This window comes from Aquipuribacter sp. SD81 (genome assembly GCF_037153975.1).
In the GTDB taxonomy this organism is placed as follows: Bacteria; Actinomycetota; Actinomycetes; order Actinomycetales; family JBBAYJ01; genus Aquipuribacter.
Map to the genome: position 1 here is coordinate 14,563 of NZ_JBBAYJ010000005.1, position 16,912 is coordinate 31,474.

The following is a 16,912-nucleotide window of genomic DNA, read 5'->3' on the forward strand; positions in this document are numbered from 1 at the left end:
CTGCCCGCCGTGCGGGCTCGGCCCGCAGCCGTGCCCTGGCCCGCCCCGGGCCCTGTCTCCACAGGTTTGTCCACAACCTGTGCGTTCCGGCGCACCCGCGTGGGACAGGTCCGCGCCCGCACTTCTCGCCGGGAGCGTGCCGCGGCGACCCCTCGACCGCGTCGGGACGGCGTCCACACCCCCTGGGGAGGAGCTGTGCACGACGGGCGTCCGCTGTGGGCCGGGGCCGTCGCCGGGGCCGTCGCCGACCACAGGTCCGCGGCCGGCGTCCCGTCCGTACCCAGGTGCCCACGGCTCGCCGCCCCGTCGTGCACACCGCGTCCCCAGCCCCCGCGCGGGCGACGCCGCTGGCCACGTCGCGCGTCGCGCCAGGTGTCCACAGCGTCCACACGCCCTATGGAGAAGACGAGACTTCTCTGCTGGAGTGGAGGTGGGGACGCGCACAGGGCTGTGGAGCGCGACGAGGTGCCCGACGGCCCTGGCGCCGTCGGGCCGTCCGACTAGGCTCGGCACCCCCATCGACGTGTCGTGCCCGCAACTGGAGGTTCCGTGCGACTGCAGATCGACCGTGACGTGCTCGCGGAGGCCGTGGCGTGGACCACGCGCGTCCTCCCGGCCCGCCCGCCGGTCCCCGTCCTCACGGGCGTCCTCCTCGTGGCCGTGCCCGACGGCCTGCAGCTGTCGGCCTTCGACTACGAGGTCTCGGCCCGCATGACGGCGCCCGCGCAGGTCGAGGACGAGGGCCGGGTGCTCGTGCAGGGCCGGCTGCTCGCCGACATCGCCCGCGCCCTGCCCAGCCGGCCGGTCACGCTGCACCTCGACGGCGCCAAGCTGCGCGTCGAGGCGGGCTCGAGCCGCTTCGCGCTCCCCGTCATGCCCGTCGAGGAGTACCCGCAGCTGCCGCCGCCGCCGCAGCGCGTCGGCACGGTGCCAGGCGAGGTGTTCGCGGCCGCCGTCTCGCAGGTCGCCGTCGCCGCGGCCCGCGACGAGACCCCGCCGGTGCTCACCGCCGTCCGGGTCGAGGTCGACGGGGGCTCGCTGAGCCTCGTCGCCACGGATCGCTACCGGCTCGCGCTGCGCGACGTCGAGTGGCACGCGGACGACCCGGGCACCGCGACGGACTTCCTCGTCCGCGCGCGCACGCTCAACGACATCGCCCGCAGCCTCGGCGGCACCGAGGTGGAGATCGGCCTGTCGAGCGGGCCGGGCGAGCTCCTCGGCATCTCCGCCGGCGGCCGTCGCACGACCGTCCCGCTCATGGACGGCGAGTACCCGCCGGTGCGGCGCCTGTTCCCCGACAGCTCCGACACGACGGTCGTCGTCGAGGCCGCCGCGCTCGTCGACGGGGTGAGGCGCATGGCCCTCATCGGCGACCGGTCCCCGGTCCGGCTCACCGTCGGCAGCGACGAGATCGTGCTGGAGGCCGGCACGGGCGAGGACGCGCAGGCGACCGACGCGCTCGCCGTGGAGGCCGTCGACGGCCCCGGGCTGTCGATCGCGTTCAACGCGCAGTACCTGATGGACGGTCTCGGCGCGGCCGGCAGCAAGTACGTGAAGCTGTCGTTCACCCAGCCGTCGAAGCCCGCGCTGCTGTCGGGGCACGACCAGGCCGACGCCTCGGACACCCGCGGGTACACGTACCTGCTCATGCCGATCCGCATGGCCGGCTGAGAGTGGCCGTCGCGGCTCCGGGGGGCCAGGCTTGCCCGACATGAGCGAGCCCAGCAGCCAGCACACCAACGACCCGGTCCGTCACCTCGGCCTCGTGGGCCTCGGCAAGATGGGCGGCAACATGCGCACCCGGCTCCGCGAGGCCGGCCTAGAGGTGACCGGCTACGCCCCGGACCCCTCGACCACCGACGTGGAGACGCTCGAGGACCTCGTCGCCGCGCTGCCGACGCCGCGCACCGTGTGGGTGATGGTGCCGAGCGGCGAGCCGACCCGGCAGACGGTCGCGCGGCTCGGGGAGCTGCTCGAGGCGGGCGATCTCGTCATCGAGGGCGGCAACTCCCGCTTCACCGACGACCGTGAGCACGCCGCCCACCTGCACGAGCGCGGCATCCGCTACGTCGACGTCGGCGTGTCCGGCGGCGTCTGGGGCGTCACGGAGGGCTACGGCCTCATGGCCGGCGGCGACGCCGCCGACGTGGAGCGGGCGATGCCCGTCTTCGACGCGCTGCGTCCGGAGGGTCCGCGCGAGGAGGGCTTCTCCCACGCCGGCCCGGTCGGTGCGGGCCACTACGCGAAGATGGTCCACAACGGCATCGAGTACGCCGTCATGCAGGCCTTCGCGGAGGGCTACGAGCTGCTCGCCGCCAGCGACGCCGTCGACGACGTCACCACCATCTTCGGCGGCTGGCGGCGCGGCACCGTCGTGCGGTCCTGGCTGCTCGACCTGCTCGTGCGCGCGCTCGAGGAGGACCCGGGCCTGGCCAAGGTGAGCGGCTACGCCGAGGACTCCGGCGAGGGCCGCTGGACGGTCATCGAGGGCATCGCGAACGCGGTGCCCACGCCGACCATCGCGGCGTCGCTGTACGCGCGCTTCGTGTCGCGGCAGGAGGAGAGCCCGGCGATGAAGGCGATCGCCGCGCTGCGCAACCAGTTCGGCGGTCACGCGGTCCGGTCCACCCCGCCCGGCTCCAGCGAGCAGGTGCAGGCCTCCGTGCAGGAGGGCGCGCAGGCCGACCAGGAGCCCACGGGCCCGGCGTGACGTGCACGTCGAGCACCTCTCGCTGAGCGACTTCCGCTCCTACCCCGCCGCCGAGGTCGAGCTCGGCCCCGGCGCGACGACGCTGGTCGGCGACAACGGCCAGGGCAAGACGAACGTCGTGGAGGCGCTCGGCTACCTCGCGACCCTCGGCAGCCACCGGGTCGCGACCGACGCCGCGCTCGTGCGCGCCGGCGCCGAGCGCGCCGTCGTGCGCGGCCGGGTGCGCCGCGGCGGGCGCACCGCGCTCGTCGAGCTCGAGATCACGCCCGGGCGCGCCAACCGCGCGCGGGTCAACAAGGCCCCCGTGCGGCCGCGGGAGGTGCTCGGCCTTCTCCGCACGGTCCTGTTCGCCCCCGAGGACCTCGCGGTCGTCAAGGGCGAGCCGGACCAGCGGCGGCGCTTCGTCGACGACCTCCTCGTCGCGCTGCAGCCCCGGACGGCCGGTGTCCGTGCGGACTACGAGCGCGTCGTCCGGCAGCGCAGCGCCCTGCTGCGCAGCGGCCGGGGGCTGCGCGGGTCCGCCGCCGCCGGCGTCGAGAGCACGCTGGAGGTGTGGGACGCGCAGCTCGCGCAGCTGGGCGCCGACCTGCTCGCCGCGCGGCTGGACACGCTCGAGCAGCTCGCCCCGTACGCCGAGGCCGCCTACGGCGCGGTGTCCGGGGTGCCGGGGGCGCTCACGACGAGGTACCGCCCGCGCGGGCTGCACCCCCAGGTGCGCAGCGCCGACGCGGGCTCCCTGCCGGACCCGCCGCGCGAGCGGGCCGAGCTGCGCGACGCGCTGCTGGCCGCCGCCGCGGCTGCGCGACGCGCCGAGCTCGACCGCGGCACGACGCTCGTCGGCCCGCACCGCGACGACGTCGACCTGCTCGTCAACGCGATGCCCGCCCGCGGCTACGCGAGCCACGGCGAGTCGTGGTCGGCCGCGCTCGCGCTGCGCCTGGGCTCCTTCGACCTGCTCACCGAGACCGGCGGGGAGGACGGCGAGCCCGTGCTCGTCCTCGACGACGTCTTCGCCGAGCTGGACGCCCGGCGCCGTGGCCACCTCGCCGAGCGTGCCCTGCGGGCCGAGCAGGTCCTCGTCACCGCGGCGGTCGCCGAGGACGTGCCCCCGGGCCTCGCCGGCCGGGTGCTGCGCGTCGAGCGCGACCTCGCGACCGGCACGAGCACGGTGGCCGCGGCGTGAGCGGGCGTCGGGACAACCCGGGGGCGGGACGCGGCACCCGGCGACCGGCCGCCCGCGCCGGGTCGGGGACCGGCCCCGTCGCCGAGCCGGGCCCCGAGCCGGTCCCAGAGCCGGTCCCAGAGCCCGACGCCGAGCCCGACGCCGAGCCCGACGCCTTCACCGTCGCGTGGCAGCGGGCGCTGGCCGCCGCCCGCGCGCGCGGCTTCCGTCCGGCCGGTGGCGTGCGCGCCCTGCCGGGCGGGTCGGCGGCCGCGCTCGCCGCGGGCGGGCTCGGCGGTCGGGCCCGGTACGCGGCCCGCCGCGCCCGGGAGGAGGTCAACCTGTCCGGCGCCCGGCCGGGCCCGCGCGACCCCGCCCGCCTCGGCGACGTCACAGGCGCGCTCGTCGGGGCCGCCGGCTGGGACGACGCCGTCGCCGTCGGCGGGGTCATGGGGCGCTGGCCGGAGGTCGTGGGCCGCGAGGTGGCCGACCACTGCGTGCCCGTCGGCTTCGGCGACGGCGTCCTCACCGTCCGCGCGAGCACGACGGCGTGGGCGACCCAGCTGCGGATGCTCGCGCCGGACGTCGTGCGGCGCATGGGCGAGGTCGTCGGCGAGGGCGTGGTGCGCAGCGTCGACGTGCTCGCCCCCGACGCGCCGTCGTGGCGGCGCGGGCGGCTGTCGGTGCGCGGCCGCGGCGCCCGGGACACCTACGGCTGAGCGCCGTCTCGCGTCACGGACCCCCGCGCCCGTGTCCCCCCTCACGGAAGGGGTCCGCGCGGCTCCTGGGCGCCCTGGCGCGACGCGATCCGGCTCCCCGGCCTGTGGGTGACCGGATCGGCGAGCCCGGCAGGAGTAGACTGAGCGGGTTGCCCACCCACTCGAGGAGCACTGCCGCGTGACCGACGGGACCGTCCCCACCGACCCTACGACCGGCACCTCCCCCTCCCCCGAGACCGCTGCTGCCGCCCCGCCCGCGGCGGCGCCGACCGCGGGCGGCGGCTACGACGCCGCCAACATCACGGTGCTCGAGGGGCTCGAGGCCGTCCGCAAGCGCCCCGGCATGTACATCGGCTCCACCGGCCCCCGGGGCCTGCACCACCTCGTGTACGAGGTGGTCGACAACTCCGTCGACGAGGCCCTCGCCGGGTACTGCGACACCATCGAGGTCACGCTGCTCGACGACGGCGGCGTCCGCGTGGTCGACAACGGCCGCGGCATCCCCGTCGACATGCACCCCGTCGAGAAGAAGCCGGCCGTCGAGGTCGTTCTCACCGTCCTGCACGCCGGCGGCAAGTTCGGCGGCGGCGGGTACGCGGTCTCCGGCGGCCTGCACGGCGTCGGCGTCAGCGTCGTCAACGCGCTGTCGAGCCGGCTCGAGGTCGAGGTGCGGCGCGACGGCCGCGTCCACCGGATCGCCTTCCTCAGCGGCGTGCCCACGGGGCCGCTGGAGACCGGCGAGGAGACGTCCACCACCGGCACGACGGTGACGTTCTGGCCGAACGCCGACATCTTCGAGACCGTCGAGTTCGACGCCGAGACCCTCCGCAGCCGCTTCCAGCAGATGGCGTTCCTCAACAAGGGCCTCACGCTCACCCTCGTCGACGAGCGCACCGACCACGTCACCGACGGCGACAGCCCCGACGACGTCGAGCGGGCCGACGCCGCGGCGGCCGCCGCGCCGCGCGAGCGCCGCACGACGTACCGCTACGACGGCGGGCTCGTCGACTACGTCGCGCACCTCAACGACCGCAAGAAGTCCGAGCCGGTGCACGCGGAGATCCTCGCCTTCGAGTCCGAGGACACCGACCGCCACATCAGCGTCGAGATCGCCATGCAGTGGACGACCGCCTACAACGAGTCGGTCCACACCTACGCGAACACCATCAACACGCACGAGGGCGGCACCCACGAGGAGGGCTTCCGCGCCGCGCTCACGGGGCTCGTCGGCCGCTACGCCCGCGACAACAACATGCTCAAGAAGGACGAGCAGCTGACGGGCGACGACATCCGCGAGGGTCTCACCGCCGTCATCAGCGTCAAGCTCTCCGAGCCGCAGTTCGAGGGGCAGACCAAGACGAAGCTCGGCAACACCGAGGCGCGCAGCTACGTGCAGAAGGTCCTCAACGAGGAGCTCGGCGCGTGGTTCGGCTCCCACCCCCGCGAGGCGCGCGACATCATCCGCAAGGCCCAGCAGGCCGCCGCCGCCCGGGTCGCGGCGCGCCGCGCCCGCGAGGCCACGCGCCGCAAGGGACTGCTGGAGTCCAACTCCATGCCCGGCAAGCTCCGCGACTGCTCGAGCCGCGACCCCGCCCGCTGCGAGATCTACATCGTCGAGGGCGACAGCGCCGGTGGGTCCGCGGTCGACGGGCGCGACCCGGAGACGCAGGCGATCCTCCCGCTGCGCGGCAAGATCCTCAACGTCGAGAAGGCCCGGCTCGACCGCGCGCTCGGCAGCGAGGCCATCCAGTCGCTCATCACCGCGCTCGGCACGGGCGTCGGCGAGGACTTCGACATCTCCAAGCTGCGCTACCACAAGATCGTCCTCATGGCCGACGCCGACGTCGACGGCCAGCACATCCAGACGCTGCTGCTCACGCTGCTGTTCCGTTACATGCGTGGGCTCGTCGAGGCCGGGCACGTGTTCCTCGCCCAGCCGCCGCTGTACCGGATCAAGTGGAGCAACGCCGACCACGAGTACGCCTACACCGACCGCGAGCGGGAGGCGCTGACGAAGGCCGGCCTGGAGGCGGGCAAGCGCCTGCCCAAGGAGCAGTCGATCCAGCGCTACAAGGGCCTCGGCGAGATGAACTTCGACGAGCTGTGGGACACGACCATGGACCCCGCGACACGCACCCTGCTGCGGGTGACGCTGGAGGACGCGGCCGCGGCCGACGCCGTGTTCAGCATCCTCATGGGCGACGACGTGGAGTCCCGTCGGTCCTTCATCCAGCGCAACGCCAAGGACGTCCGCTTCCTCGACATCTGAGCGGCCACCGCGCGCCCGCCCCCGGGCCCGCGCGACCGCCGTCCCGCGCCCACCCACCTGACGGAGGCCCTCCACCGTGACCGAGACCGTCGACACCCCGCCCGGCGACCGCATCGAGCTGGTCGACCTGCAGCAGCAGATGCAGCGGTCCTACCTCGACTACGCGATGAGCGTCATCGTGGGCCGGGCCCTGCCCGACGTCCGCGACGGTCTCAAGCCCGTCCACCGCCGCGTCCTGTACGCGATGTACGACGGCGGCTACCGCCCCGACCGGCAGTACTCCAAGTGCACCCGCGTGCTCGGCGACGTCATGGGGCAGTACCACCCGCACGGCGACGGGGCGATCTACGACACCCTCGTGCGCCTCGTGCAGAAGTGGGTCATGCGGTACCCGCTCGTCGACGGGCAGGGCAACTTCGGCTCGCCCGGCAACCTCGGCGCCGCCGCCCACCGCTACACCGAGTGCCGCATGGCGCCGCTGGCCATGGAGCTCGTCCGCGACATCGGCGAGGAGACCGTCGACTTCGTCGACAACTACGACGGGCGCACCCAGGAGCCGTCGGTCCTGCCGAGCCGCTTCCCCAACCTGCTCGTCAACGGCTCCGCCGGCATCGCGGTCGGCATGGCGACCAACATCCCGCCGCACAACCTGCGCGAGGTCGCGGCCGCGGTGCAGTACGCGCTGGAGAACCCGGACCTGTCCGGGGCCGAGCTGCTCGACGGGCTCATGGAGCGCGTGCAGGGCCCGGACTTCCCGACGGCGGCGACGATCCTCGGTCGCGCCGGCATCGAGGACGCCTACCGCACCGGTCGAGGGTCGATCACGATGCGCGCGATCGTCGAGGTCGAGGAGCTGCAGGGCCGCACGTGCCTCGTCGTCACCGAGCTGCCGTACCAGGTCAACCCCGACAACCTCGCCGAGAAGATCGCGGAGATGGTCAAGGAGGGGCGCCTCGCGGGCGTCGCCGACATCCGCGACGAGACGTCGGGGCGCACGGGGCAGCGGCTCGTCGTCGTGCTCAAGCGCGACGCGGTCGCGAAGGTCGTGCTCAACAACCTCTACAAGCACACGCAGCTGCAGTACAACTTCAGCGCGAACATGCTCGCGCTCGTCGACGGCGTGCCCCGCACCCTCAGCCTCGACGGGTTCATCACCCACTGGATCGAGCACCAGCTCGAGGTCATCCAGCGGCGCACGCAGTACCGCCTGCGCCAGGCGCTGGAGCGGCAGCACCTGCTCATCGGGTACCTGCGGGCGCTGGAGAACCTCGACGAGGTCATCGCCCTCATCCGCCGCAGCCCGACGGTCGAGGACGCGCGCAACGGCCTCATGGAGCTGCTCGACGTCGACGAGACGCAGGCCCGGGCCATCCTCGCCATGCAGCTGCGCCAGCTCGCGGCCCTGGAGCGGCAGAAGATCGTCGACGAGTACGAGGAGCTGACCGCGCAGATCGAGGACTACCGCGAGATCCTCGCGACGCCGCAGCGCCAGCGCGACATCGTCTCCACCGAGCTCGCCGCCATCGTCGACAAGTACGGCGACGAGCGGCGCACGCGGATCATGCCGAGCTCGGCGGAGGTCTCGATGGAGGACCTCATCCCGGAGGAGGAGGTCGTCGTCACCATCACGCGCGGCGGGTACGCCAAGCGGACGCGGGCGGACTCCTACCGCGCGCAGCGGCGCGGCGGGCGGGGCATCCGCGGGGCGGCGCTGCGCGGCGACGACGTCGTCGAGCACTTCTTCACGACCTCGACGCACCACTGGCTGCTGTTCTTCACCAACCTCGGGCGGGTGTACCGCGCGAAGGCGTACGAGCTGCCCGAGGGCGCGCGGGACTCCAAGGGCCAGCACGTCGCGAACCTGCTCGCCTTCCAGCCGGACGAGCGCATCGCGCAGGTCGTCGACCTCGCCGGGTACGACGACGCGCCGTACCTCGTGCTGGCGACGAGGGACGGGCTGGTGAAGAAGTCCCGGCTGGCGGACTACGACTCCCCGCGCACCGGCGGCCTGATCGCCGTCAAGCTCCGCGACGGCGACGAGCTCGTCGCGGCACGCCTCGTGCGGGCCGACGACGACCTGCTGCTCGTGTCCCGCAAGGGCATGAGCATCCGGTTCACCGCGGACGACGCCACGCTGCGGCCCATGGGCCGCGACACCTCCGGGGTCACGGGCATGCGCTTCCGCGACGGCGACTCGCTGCTGTCGGCGGCGGTCGTGCCGGCGCAGATGCAGGCGGAGTCGGAGCAGGCGGAGAGCGCGGAGGGCGACGACGGCGTCGACGCCGCCGGCGGCTCCGACGACGCCGGGGCCGCGACGGTCGACGGTGGGTCCGCGGCGGCGCCGGTCGCCCACGACGTGCTCGTCATCACGGAGAACGGCTACGCCAAGCGGACGCCGGTCTCGGCGTACCGGGTGCAGGGCCGCGCCGGCTACGGCATCAAGGTCGCGCGGGCCTCCGACGAGCGCGGCGACCTCGTCGCCTCGCTCATCACGACGGACGGCGACGAGGTGCTCGTCATCATGCAGTCCGGCCGGGTCATGCGGTCCCGGGTCGCCGACGTGCGGTCCAGCGGCCGCGACACGTACGGCGTCATCCTCACGCGGACCGGCGACACGGTCCTGGCGGCCACGCTCAACAGCGAGGTCCGCAACGGCGAGGACGAGCCGTCGGACGCCGAGGACGGCGTCGAGGGGGTCGACGAGGACGGCGGGGCAGCGCAGCCGGCGGGTGACGAGCCCGGCGGCGAGGTGACCGATGCGGCGCCCGATGCCGTACCGTCGTCGGGTGAGGGGTCGGCCGACCCCGGTCGCGAGGCGACGGGAGGTGACGGGTGAGCACGACCGAGGGGACGAGCTCTCCCAGCACGGCGGGGCCCCGTCCGGGTGGCGCGTCCGCGCCCTCGGGCGCGCGTGAGCAGTCCGGTGGTCGTCCGGTGACGGGCAGCCAGCCGACGGCACGGCCCGCCGCGCGTACCGGCGACCCCCGCGACCTCCCGCCGGGGACGCCGGGCCGGGGCAGTGGACCGCGCCCGACCGGCGAGCACCGCCGCACGGCCCCCGACGGCTGGGCCGCGTCGGGTGCGGCGCGCACCGCGCCGTCCGGCCCCCAGGCGCGCAACGGCGCTCCGCGGCCGCAGCCCGGTGCACCGGCGCGTCCGGGTCAGCCGGGTCAGCCCGGTCCGTACGGCGAGCCCGCGGCGCGCGCCGGTCAGCCGGGCCAGGGCGCCCGCCCGGGCCAGCCGCGTCCCGGTCAGCCTGGTCAGCCCGTCCGTGCCGGTCAGCCCCGTCCCGGTCAGCCGCGTCCCGGTCAGCCCGGTCAGCCGCGTCCCGGTCAGCCGGGCGCGGCGCGCGGCGCGCGGCCGGGGGTGCGACGAGGTCCGCGCAAGGCGCGCCTGTCGGTGGCGAGACTCGACCCGTGGTCGGTGCTCAAGCTGTCGTTCCTGCTGGCCGTCGCCCTCGGCATCGTCGGGGTCGTCGTCACCGCGGTCGTGTGGAACGTCGTCAACGGCATGGGCGTCTTCTCCGACGTCAACGAGATCGTGCGGCAGGTCGACGGCAGCAACCGCTTCGACATCCTCGCCTACGTCGGGTTCGAGCGGGTCCTGTCGCTCGCGGTCGTCGTCTCGGTCGCGAACATCGTCATCCTCACCGCGCTGTCGACGCTGTTCGCCTTCGTCTACAACATCAGCTCCGGCCTGGTGGGCGGGCTGCACGTCACCCTCACCGACGAATGAGGACTCGGTAGACGATTTCGGAGCCTCCTCGCGCGTGCAGTACCCTCGGCGTGCGCACGAGCGCAGCGGGCCTATAGCTCAGTCGGTCAGAGCGCTTCCCTGATAAGGAAGAGGTCGGTGGTTCAAGTCCACCTAGGCCCACCCACGTCCTACGTCGGGTTGTCGCCCGCTCGGCGAACGGGCGTCCCGCCCTTCGCTCTCCGCCACCAGCCGTGGACCAGGTCCAGGTCGGGGCCGAGCACGACGACCTCCTCGCCGGAGGTCAGTTCGAGGACGGTCTCCGGGTCGTAGCGGCCCCTGCGTCGTACGTCGCGGACGTCGGACCACGCCGTGGTCCGCGCCCGCCAGCCCGGTCGGGTGAGGCCGTGCGTGTCGGCACGGTAGGCCGCGGCGTGCGGGAAGCGGGTCATCGCCAGCCCGAAGCCGCCCGCCACGACGAGGTAGGCGGCGACCACCCACGTGAAGGGCAGCTCGAAGACGATGCCGACCAGGTTCGGCAGCTGCAGACCCAGCGCGAGCAGCACGAACGGCGAGCCGAGCTGCGCGTGCACCTGCTCCCTGGGCAACCGCCACACCTGCGGCAGCGTGTCCTCCGGCCGGGCGCCGTCGAAGCGGTGCCGCCACGCCTCGACCAGCCCGCCGGGGGTGCGCCGCGGCAGGCGCAGCAGCTCGCCGGTGTCCCGCTCCAGGTGCAGGTCGAGGTGGTCGAACCCGACCGCGCCCTGGGTCCGCACCCGACGGAGCTCCTCCCACCGCAGGTCGACGGAGGACCGGCGGGTCGCGAGCTCGACGCCCGCCTCGGACGCGGCCACCCGACGGGGCCGGCGCCCTTCCGCGACGACGAGGGCGGCGCCCGTGAGCGCCGCGGCCACGGTCAGGGCGACCCAGCCGAGGTCGGTCGACCGCACCGTCATGGCCGCGGACACGAGCACGAGCAGACCGGCCGCGCCCACGCCCACCCACCACCAGCGCGACGGCGCGCGCTCGTACGCCGGCTCGCCCGTCAGTCCGGCGGCGCCGGGCGGCGGACCGGTCGGTCGAGCCGTCCGGGGCGCGACCGGTCGCGTCCGCGACGACCGGGACGCTCGCGGGGCCTCCGCCCGGTCCGGAGCGTCGTCGGTCCCGGCGTCGTCGGGGTCCCACCAGGCGCCGAGGTCGCGTGGGGTCATACCGGGTGCACCCCTCGGCTCGGACCCACGAGTCGGGGTCTCAGCGGCGCGTGAGCTCGAGCACCGGGATGACGCGGTCGGTCCGCTTCTCGTAGTCGGCGAAGCCCGGCGCCTCGGACGTGATCCGTCGCCAGGCGACGGCGCGCTCGTCCGGGTCGAGCTCGCGCACCTGCACCGCGACCTCGCCCTCGTCGGGCGCCTCGAGCGTCGTCGACGGGTTCGCGAGCAGGTTGCGGTACCAGGCCGGGTGCTCCGGCGCCCCGGCCTTGGACGCGACGACGAGCCAGCCGGCGTCGGTGGGGAAGCCCATGACGGGCGACACCCGCTCCGTCCCGGTGCGTGCACCGACGTGGTGCACGAGGACGAGGCTCCGGCCGAACTGCTCGACCTCGCCGCCGTTGGCGCGGAACGCCTCGATGATGCGCTGGTTCCAGTCCTCCGCCATGCCGTCCCCCTCGCCGCGACGCCGCTCCTGCCGCGACGGACGCTACCGTCGCCCGGCCTGCGCCGCGTCCGGACGGCGCCCTCGCGCCCCGTCGCTACGGTCACCGGCATGAGCGCAGACGACCGGTCCATGCGCGAGCGCATGCTCGCCGGCGACCCGTACCTCGCTGACGACCCGGAGCTCGCGGCGGCGACGACCGCGGCGATGGACCTCGCGGCCGCGTACAACGCGACGACGACGCGGCAGCAGCCGCTGCGCCGCGCGCTTCTCGAGCAGCTGCTGGGTGCCGTCGGCGAGGGCGCGGACATCCGCCCGCCGTTGCACGTGGACTACGGGACGAACATCCGCATCGGGGCCCGCTGCTTCGCCAACTTCGGGCTCGTCGCCCTCGACGTCGCCGCCATCACGATCGGCGACGACGTGCAGATGGGCCCCAACGTGCAGCTGCTCACCCCGACCCACCCGCTGGACCCCCGCCTGCGCCGGGACAAGTGGGAGGCGGCGGAGCCCATCACCATCGGCGACAACGTGTGGCTCGGCGGCGGGGTCATCGTCCTGCCGGGCGTCAGCATCGCCGACCACACCGTGGTCGGCGCCGGCTCGGTCGTCACGCGCGACCTGCCCGCCGGGGTCGTCGCGGTCGGCAACCCGGCCCGCGTCGTCCGCCACCTCGAGGTGCCGGAGGACTGACGACACCGTCGCGCACGACGGAGCCCCCGACCGTCCGGCCGGGGGCTCCGTCGTGCAGGCCGTCAGGCCGTCAGGCCGTCAGGGCAGCTCGGGGGCCGTGGTCGGCGCCTGCCGGGCGAGGTCGGTGCCCTCGACCGCCTCCTGGTAGCCGTAGGCGAGGCGCAGCAGGGTCGGCTCGTCGAACTCGCGACCGAGCAGCTCCATGCCCACGGGCAGCGCGGGCCGCGTGGCCGTCGCCTCGGTGAAGCCGGCGGGCATCGACAGCGCCGGGAAGCCGCTGTACGGGCTCAGCCGGTTGTTCGAGCCGGACGACGGGGACCCGCCGACCCGCGGCAGCGACACCACCGACGGGTACAGCAGGGCGTCGTAGGGCTCGCCGAGGGCGGTGCCGTCGAGGGTCGTGTTGTCGAGCGCCGCCTCCAGGCGCGGGCGCACGTAGCCGGGGCGCTCGAGGGTGTTGAGGTCGTAGTCCGGGTTGGCGTAGCGGTCGGTGCCGAACACGTCGTACGAGGCGAACGTCGACTGCCGGGACGGGGTGAGCGCACGCACCTCGTCGAAGGTCCGCGGGTAGCCGTCGACGGGCCGGTCGGACAGGTACCGGGTGAGGTGGTCCTTGAACTCGAACCGGGAGTTGCTCGTGAACGACGTGACAACGCCGAGGTCGGGGACGGTGACGTCCTCCACCGTCGCGCCGGCCGCCTCCATCGCGGCGATGGCCTCCTCCATGGTGGCGATCACCTCGGGGTCGTTGCCGAAGAGGGCGCGGACCACGCCGACGCGGGCGTTGCGCAGCCCCTGCGGCTTCAGCGCCTTGGTGTACGCGTCCGGCCGCACGCCGACGACCTCGGCGTAGGCGGCCTCGGACCCCAGCAGGACGCCACGGTCGTCGCGCTGCTGCGGCAGCGTGTACTGCCCGGAGCTGTCGGCGTCGTCGAAGCCGGCCATGACCTGCAGCGTGAGCGCGCAGTCCTCGACCGCGCGGCACATGGGACCGGCGGTGTCCTGGAACAGCGCGAGCGGGATGATCCCGTCCTGGGAGACCAGGCGCATCGTCGGGCGGATGCCGACGAGGCCCTCGACGGAGGACGGCACGCGCACCGAGCCGCCCGTGTCGGTGCCGAGGCCGACCATCGCGAGGCTCGCGGCGACGGCGGCGCCGGTGCCGGAGCTCGAGCCACCCGGACCGCGGGTGAGGTCGTAGACGTTGCTCACCTGGCCGCCGAGGGCGCTGGCGCCGCCGAAGCCGAAGGCGAACTCGTCGAGGTTCGCCTTGCCGAGCACGATCGCGCCCGCGTCGGTCAGCTGCTCGGTGACGAACGCGTCGTCGGGCGGCAGCATGCCGGCGAGGACGGGCGAGCCCGCGGTCGTCGGCAGCCCCTCGACGTCGATGTTGTCCTTGAGCACGACCGGCACGCAGAACAGCGGCGGGGTCGTGGCGCCGCGGGTCGCCTTCTGAGCGTCCAGGGCCGCCGCCTCGGCGAGCGCGGTGTCGCTGAGCTCGATGTAGCTGAGGTACTGGTCGTCGTAGGCCTCGATGCGCTCGAGGTAGCCCTCGACCACCTCGGTGCACGTCGTGCGACCGGTGACGAGCGCCTTCTGCAGCTCGTCGATGGTCGCCTCCACCAGCTGCAGCTCCTGCTGCGGCGGGACGGGACGGTCGGCGGGACGGGCCTGCGCGGGAGCGGTCACGAGCCCGGCCGTCGCGGTCGTCGCCGCGAGAACGGCCGCGCCGACGACCGGTGTGAGGCGTCTGCGGGCAGGGGAGGGCAGGGTCACGGGGACCTCCGGGGTCGGGGTGGGGGGTCGGCGACGGGTTCGTCGGCGCCGTCGACGAACCTAGGAACCGTCCGTGACGGTCGTGTGACGGCGAGGTTCCGGCGGTGTGCGGGGTCTGTGCGAGACTTGCGCCGTGAAGCGGATGCTCGTCGCCCTGGTCGCGGGACTGGCCGCCTTCGCCGCCTGGCGGAAGTGGACGGACCGCAAGCACGAGGCCGAGCTGTGGGCCGAGGCGACCGACCCGGTCTGACCGCCTCCCGCACCGCCAGCACCAACGGGTCCCGGCCCGTCACCACCCGGGGGCGTGGCGCAATTGGTAGCGCACCTGCTTTGCAAGCAGGGGGTTAGGGGTTCGAGTCCCCTCGCCTCCACCCAGGCCAGAGGCCCTCTCGGCTCGCCGCGAAGGGCCTCTGGCCTGTTCTGATAGCAGCGGAGTACAGCTGTCCGCCCAAGCTTCGCGTACTGCCAGACAGCAGCAGGCTGCATCGGAGTGTGCCCGCGGTCGTTGGTTGAGGGTGTCAGCGGTCCTGGGTTCGAGATCCGGAGACGCTGCGGGGCTGGGTCGCCCAGGTCGAGGTCGACGAGAGCGCCCGAGCGGGCACCACGACCGATGCGCTCGACGGCTGGCCGAGCTGGAGCGCGAGAACAAGGAGCTGCGCCGGACGAACGCGATCCTGCGCCGCGCGTCGGCCTTCTTCGCGGCGGAGCTCAACCGCCTACAGCGGTGATCGTCGACTACATCGACGCCCCACAAAAAGGAGCACGGGGTCGAGCCGATGTGCAGCGCCCTTAATGAGGCCGGCGTCACGATCGCCCCGAGCACCTACTACGCCGCCAGGGTCCGGCCACCGTCGCAGCGGTCGCGTCAGGACGTGGTCACGACCGAGGCGATCCGGACGCTTTACGCCCACAAGTACGGCGTCTACGGCGCCCGTAAGGCCCACGCCGATCCCCGCCGGACAGGGCACGTCGTCGACCGCGGCGACGGACCCCGACCGGTCGCGCGCTGTACGGTCGAGCGGCTCATGCGCGCCGCCGGCCTGCGGGGCATCACCCGCGCCAGAGTGGCCGCGCAAACCATCGTCCCCGGCCAGGGGCCGGACGGGCGACACGACCTGGTCCAGCGCGCCTTCGCCGCGACCGCCCCGGACCAGCTTTAGGCGTCCGACATCTTCTACTGCCGCACGTTCGCCGTCTGGGTCTACGCGGCGTTCGTCATCGACGTCTTCAGTCGGCGGGTCCTGGGCTGACAGCTGTCTAAGAGCCTGCGCACCGACCGCGCTCTCGACGCCCTCGAGATGGGGATAAGGACGCGGAATCACGCCGGGCACGCATCACCGGCCCTACCCACCCCAGCGACAAGAGCGTCCAGTAGGTCGCCGTCCGCTACACCCAGCGCCTCGCCGAGGCCGGCGCGGTCGCCTCGGTCGGCTCCAGCGGAGGCAGCTACGACAACGCCCTGGCCGAAGCGTTCAACTCTCTCTTCAAGGCCGAGCTGGCCCGGAATAAGGGCCTCTGGAGTCCATCGACGACCTCGAGATCGCCGTCGCGGAGGACATCGACTGTTTCAACCACAGGCGTCTGCACGAAGAGATCAGCCTCGTTCGACCCGCCAAGCTCGAGGACGCCCACTACCGTCACGACCCCGCCCCGACCATCGTCGAGGCGTTAATTCGGAGCCTCGACTGAACGCAGGGCGAGCCAGAACGCCTTTAAGCGCCAAGCCGTCGGATCTACCGCTCGAAGACTGCCTGCGGTTTAGGCGGTGTTCGGGGCTCTCTCGGCAAACTGAGCGCCTCGGTGACGAGGCGCACGGCCTCCTTGAGCTCGAGGTGCTCCCAGACACGGACGACTGTCCACCCGGCTCCGCCGAGAGCCTCGTCTGCGGCACGGTCTCGGACGGCCGTTCGAGCCAACTTCGGGCCCCAGTAGGACTGATTCGTAGTTGGTGCTCGGCCGTGAATAGGGCATGAGTGCCAGAAGCAGCCGTCGACGAAAACGGCAACACGACGTCTTGTGAAGACGACATCGGGTCGCACTGTCTTGCCCTCCAGTTCAAGACGAAGGTCCTTCCGGAACCGCAGGCCAGCTGCATGGAGGGCAGCCCGCAGGCGCAGCTCTGGCTTGGTGTCGGCCCGCTTGATCGCGCGCATGTTGCGGGAGCGACCCGGGCTGACAGCCGGCAGAGCACCCTCGACCGGATCAGGAGCATCCGTCGAGGGGGAGGGCATGAGCCA

The 16,912-nt window shown here is 73.7% G+C and carries 14 protein-coding genes, 2 tRNA genes and 1 other annotated feature; of the genes, 12 read left to right on the forward strand and 4 right to left on the reverse strand.

The annotated features are described in order from the left end of the window. Positions 1-549 precede the first annotated feature (549 nt). The 8 genes from dnaN (at position 550) to WAA21_RS04065 (ending at position 10,736) form a co-directional block, all read left to right on the forward strand. A complete protein-coding gene (gene dnaN, locus WAA21_RS04030) occupies positions 550-1,671 on the forward strand; it encodes a DNA polymerase III subunit beta (RefSeq protein ID WP_336921475.1) in 1,122 nt (373 codons plus the stop codon). A 40-nt stretch (positions 1,672-1,711) separates the two neighbouring features. Continuing rightward, the gene (gene gnd, locus WAA21_RS04035; RefSeq protein ID WP_336921476.1) at positions 1,712-2,710 is read left to right on the forward strand and encodes a phosphogluconate dehydrogenase (NAD(+)-dependent, decarboxylating); all 999 of its coding nucleotides are present in this window, start codon (positions 1,712-1,714) and stop codon (positions 2,708-2,710) included. A 1-nt stretch (position 2,711) separates the two neighbouring features. Continuing rightward, a complete protein-coding gene (gene recF / locus WAA21_RS04040) occupies positions 2,712-3,893 on the forward strand; it encodes a DNA replication/repair protein RecF (RefSeq protein WP_336921477.1) in 1,182 nt (393 codons plus the stop codon). Beyond that, positions 3,890-4,591, forward strand: coding sequence for a DUF721 domain-containing protein (locus WAA21_RS04045; protein ID WP_336921478.1), 702 nt, complete (start codon positions 3,890-3,892; stop codon positions 4,589-4,591). The genes recF and WAA21_RS04045 overlap by 4 nt, the downstream gene beginning before the upstream one ends. Positions 4,592-4,769: 178 nt before the next feature. Next, positions 4,770-6,860, forward strand: coding sequence for a DNA topoisomerase (ATP-hydrolyzing) subunit B (gene gyrB, locus WAA21_RS04050; RefSeq protein ID WP_336921479.1), 2,091 nt, complete (start codon positions 4,770-4,772; stop codon positions 6,858-6,860). A 139-nt stretch (positions 6,861-6,999) separates the two neighbouring features. After that, on the forward strand, positions 7,000-9,696 hold the full coding sequence (gene gyrA / locus WAA21_RS04055) for a DNA gyrase subunit A (protein ID WP_442893226.1): 2,697 nt from the start codon (positions 7,000-7,002) through the stop codon (positions 9,694-9,696). Between the two features lie 530 nt (positions 9,697-10,226). Further along, positions 10,227-10,595, forward strand: a complete 369-nt coding sequence (locus WAA21_RS04060; protein WP_336921481.1) for a DUF3566 domain-containing protein — start codon at positions 10,227-10,229, stop codon at positions 10,593-10,595. 67 nt (positions 10,596-10,662) lie between these two features. Beyond that, positions 10,663-10,736 (forward strand) — tRNA-Ile (locus WAA21_RS04065). 8 nt (positions 10,737-10,744) lie between these two features. Here the strand turns inward: WAA21_RS04065 and WAA21_RS04070 are convergent. Together WAA21_RS04070 and WAA21_RS04075 are read right to left on the reverse strand one after the other, a co-directional pair. Then, entirely contained in the window at positions 10,745-11,764 is a 1,020-nt protein-coding gene (locus WAA21_RS04070; protein WP_336921482.1) for a hypothetical protein, read from the reverse strand. 40 nt (positions 11,765-11,804) lie between these two features. Then, complete coding sequence (locus tag WAA21_RS04075; protein WP_336921483.1) at positions 11,805-12,209, reverse strand: nitroreductase family deazaflavin-dependent oxidoreductase; 405 nt, start codon at positions 12,207-12,209, stop codon at positions 11,805-11,807. Between the two features lie 108 nt (positions 12,210-12,317). Here WAA21_RS04075 and WAA21_RS04080 point away from each other — a divergent pair, with 108 nt between their 5' ends. Continuing rightward, on the forward strand, positions 12,318-12,899 hold the full coding sequence (locus WAA21_RS04080) for a sugar O-acetyltransferase (protein ID WP_336921484.1): 582 nt from the start codon (positions 12,318-12,320) through the stop codon (positions 12,897-12,899). A gap of 78 nt (positions 12,900-12,977) precedes the next feature. Here WAA21_RS04080 and WAA21_RS04085 read toward each other — a convergent pair whose 3' ends face one another. Then, complete coding sequence (locus WAA21_RS04085; RefSeq protein WP_336921485.1) at positions 12,978-14,675, reverse strand: amidase; 1,698 nt, start codon at positions 14,673-14,675, stop codon at positions 12,978-12,980. 142 nt (positions 14,676-14,817) lie between these two features. On the opposite strand from WAA21_RS04085, the gene WAA21_RS04090 reads away from it, so the two are divergent. The 3 genes from WAA21_RS04090 (at position 14,818) to WAA21_RS04100 (ending at position 15,835) form a co-directional block, all read left to right on the forward strand. Then, on the forward strand, positions 14,818-14,925 hold the full coding sequence (locus WAA21_RS04090) for a DLW-39 family protein (protein ID WP_336921638.1): 108 nt from the start codon (positions 14,818-14,820) through the stop codon (positions 14,923-14,925). Between the two features lie 48 nt (positions 14,926-14,973). Next, a tRNA-Ala gene (locus WAA21_RS04095) sits at positions 14,974-15,046 on the forward strand. A 317-nt stretch (positions 15,047-15,363) separates the two neighbouring features. Further along, positions 15,364-15,493: a sequence feature (AL1L pseudoknot), on the forward strand. 54 nt (positions 15,494-15,547) lie between these two features. Beyond that, entirely contained in the window at positions 15,548-15,835 is a 288-nt protein-coding gene (locus tag WAA21_RS04100) for an IS3 family transposase (RefSeq protein ID WP_336921486.1), read from the forward strand. 573 nt (positions 15,836-16,408) lie between these two features. Here the strand turns inward: WAA21_RS04100 and WAA21_RS04105 are convergent. Beyond that, positions 16,409-16,906 (reverse strand): very short patch repair endonuclease, encoded by a 498-nt coding sequence (locus WAA21_RS04105; RefSeq protein WP_336921487.1) that lies wholly within the window; start codon positions 16,904-16,906, stop codon positions 16,409-16,411. Positions 16,907-16,912: the final 6 nt, after the last annotated feature.